Annotated in this window: 1 pseudogene; it reads right to left on the bottom strand. The window is 69.3% G+C overall.

Going from position 1 to position 287, the window contains the following annotated elements:
• Positions 1-277: pseudogene (locus tag PUW82_RS15070) on the bottom strand (cytochrome bc1 complex Rieske iron-sulfur subunit); the annotation flags it as partial.
• Positions 278-287: the final 10 nt, after the last annotated feature.

Below are 287 nucleotides of genomic sequence, written 5' to 3' on the forward strand. Positions count from 1 at the left end.
GGCGCATGCCCTTCTTCCACATCGTGTTGCTGAGCAGGTGCACCGGGTCGCCCGCGTAGGGGTTCTCCGGGCTCGACTCGGGTGCGAGTCCGCGGAAGAGGACGACGCCGGGCACGACCGAGGCGACGAGAGCGGCGAACAGCGAGTTGCGGATCATCGCGCGGCGCCCGAATCCGGACTCCTCGTTGGCGACCGTCAACGCCTCCACGACCGCCTCGCGGGTGGTGTCGCGCCCACGCGTCGCGTGACGCGGCTCGATGAACTCCCTGTCGGACATGATCGCCTTC

Origin of the sequence: Microbacterium thalli, assembly GCF_028737325.1 — a bacterium.
Taxonomy (GTDB): domain Bacteria; phylum Actinomycetota; class Actinomycetes; order Actinomycetales; family Microbacteriaceae; genus Microbacterium; species Microbacterium thalli.